We start from the raw sequence: 2,436 nt of genomic DNA on the forward strand, positions 1-2,436 counted from the left end.
TTTTCACCGAGATTTGACCCACCCTCAGTTATGCGTCGTGGTTTATGACGCGGTCAACGTTTTGGTCTCCTTTCGTGTTTTCTTTGCAGCCTCAGCGCTGGCCTTGTAGCGGTAGCTGTCGTTTCCAGTTTCGAGGATGTGGCAGCGGTGGGTCAGCCTATCGAGGAGCGCGGTTGTCATCTTTGCATCCCCGAAGACCTGCGCCCATTCTGAGAAGCTGAGGTTTGTGGTTATTATTACGCTGGTGCGCTCGTAGAGCTTGCTGAGCAGGTGGAAGAGCAGCGCCCCGCCAGATGAACTGAACGGCAGGTAGCCGAGTTCGTCCAAAATGACCAAGTCGACTTTCGTCAGCGTCTCAGCCAGTTTCCCTGCCTTACCAAGCGCCTTCTCCTGCTCCAGCGCGTTGACCAATTCCACGGTCGAGAAGAAGCGCACCTTACGTCGGTGATGTTCGATGGCCTGGACGCCGATTGCTGTAGCTGTGTGGCTCTTGCCCGTTCCGGGACCGCCGATCAAAACGACATTCTCGGCTGCTTCGATAAACTCGCATCGGTGTAGCTGCCTCACCGTCGCTTCGTTGATCTCACTCGATGCAAAGTCGAAGCCCGTCAAATCCTTGTAGGCTGGGAAGCGGGCGACCTTCGTGTGATATGCGATGGACCGCACCTCGCGTTCGGCGATCTCGGCTTTGAGCAATTGTGACAGCATTGGCGTGGCAGCCTCGAATGCTGGCGCGCCTTGGGCGACCAGATCGTCGACCGCATTTGCCATGCCATAGAGCTTGAGGCTGCGCAGCATGATGACGATAGAGGCTCCTGCAGGATCATGACGCATGGCGCTTCTCCACAACCTGTCTCAGGCCGTCATAGCGATCGACGTTGGCCTTTGGCGTTGTTTGCAATGCCAGTGCGTCCGGCGGATCGACCTCGGGATGATCTTTCGGTCTGCGGTCGATCAGTCGGTGCAGGAGGTTCAGAATGTGCGTTTTGGTTGGCACACCTGCTTCCAGCGCCAGCTCCACCGCGCAAAGGACATCTTCTTCGTTGTGCTGGAGCACCAGTGACAGGATGTCGACCATCTCTCGGTCGCCACCTTCCTTGCGCAGCATGTGATCTTGTAGCTGACGGAAGGCATCCGGCATCTCTGTAAATGGTGCGCCATTGCGAAGGGCACCCGGTTTACGTTGAATAACAGCCAGATAGTGCCGCCAGTCATAGATGACCTTGCCAGGTTTGCGATGAGAACGGTCAATGATCCGCACATGCTCGCACACCGTTTGCCCTTCAGCGACCACGACCAGCCGTTCGGGATAGACATGCAAACTGACACGTCGGTTCGCAAAGCTGGCGGGAACGCTGTAGCGATTGCGTTCGAACGTGATCAGGCACGTGGGTGACACACGCTTACTGTGTTCGATAAAGCCATCGAATGCCGGCGGAAGTGCCATTAGCGTGGGCTTCTCGGCCTCCCACACATCAGCGATGGACCCCGGCAAAGCCTTGTGCGTCGTCTCCGTCCAAAGGGCGATACTGCGATCTTCAAGCCATTGGTTCAGCTCTGCCAGATCGGCACAGACCGGCATGACCTGCCACATGCGGTTGCGCGCATCCTGCACATTCTTCTCAACCTGGCCTTTCTCCCAACCGGCCGCCGGATTGCAGAACTCGGGTTCAAACACATAATGGCTGGCCATAGCTTTGAAGCGTGCATTGACGTCTCGCTGCTTGCCTTTGCCAACGCGGTCAACCGCCGTCTTCATATTGTCATAGATGCCACGTCTGGGGACGCCGCCAAAAACCCTGAACGCATGCCAATGAGCGTCGAACAGCATCTCATGCGTTTGCAGCGGATATGCGCGTACCAGGAACGCGCGGCTGTGTGACAGTTTGACATGTGCGACCTGCAGTTTGACCCGCTCACCACCGATGTTCGCCCAGTCCTCGCTCCAGTCGAATTGGAACGCTTCGCCGGGTTGAAATACCAAAGGCACAAAGGTGCCGCGCCCCGTCGTCTGTTCCACTCGATGCCGATCTTCACGCCATGCCCGGGCGAAAGCTGCCACGCGTTCATAGGAGCCGTCATATCCCAGCTTCACCAGATCAGCATGCATTTGCTTCACTGTCCGCCGCTCTTTGCGGGACTTCCGCGTCTGGATTAAAAGCCAAGCTGCCAGCCGATCCGCGTAGGGATCCAGCTTGCTTGGACGCTTGGGCGTCTTGAACTGCGGCTCAACCGCGCCTTCGCGCAGATACTTCTTGATAGTATTCCGAGACAAACCCGTCCGCCGGGCGATCTCGCGTATCGGCATTTTGTCACGCAATGCCCAGCGTCGAATGACACTCAAAAATCCCATGTCGATCACTCCAAATCCCCCCAACCAAAACCGTCAGGGAAGTGTGTTCACATGGGTCAATTCTCAGTGACAATTTATGGGGC

Annotated in this window: 2 protein-coding genes; both read right to left on the minus strand. The window is 56.8% G+C overall.

Translation table 11 applies throughout. The features are described 5' to 3' along the window. Positions 1-42: 42 nt before the first annotated feature. Positions 43-834, minus strand: coding sequence for an IS21-like element helper ATPase IstB (gene istB, locus ACGYLO_RS22055; protein WP_394377453.1), 792 nt, complete (start codon positions 832-834; stop codon positions 43-45). Then, positions 824-2,353, minus strand: coding sequence for an IS21 family transposase (gene istA / locus ACGYLO_RS22060; protein ID WP_394377454.1), 1,530 nt, complete (start codon positions 2,351-2,353; stop codon positions 824-826). The genes istB and istA overlap by 11 nt, the downstream gene beginning before the upstream one ends. Between the last annotated feature and the right edge of the window lie 83 nt (positions 2,354-2,436).

It is taken from the genome of Sulfitobacter sp. 1A13353 (assembly GCF_043557255.1).
GTDB lineage: Bacteria > Pseudomonadota > Alphaproteobacteria > Rhodobacterales > Rhodobacteraceae > Sulfitobacter > Sulfitobacter faviae.

Coding starts and splice junctions, on each gene's coding strand:
- istA (WP_394377454.1), bottom strand. CDS start 2,353: ATGGGATTTTTGAGTGTCATTCGACGCTGGGCATTGCGTGACAAAATG.
- istB (WP_394377453.1), bottom strand. CDS start 834: ATGCGTCATGATCCTGCAGGAGCCTCTATCGTCATCATGCTGCGCAGC.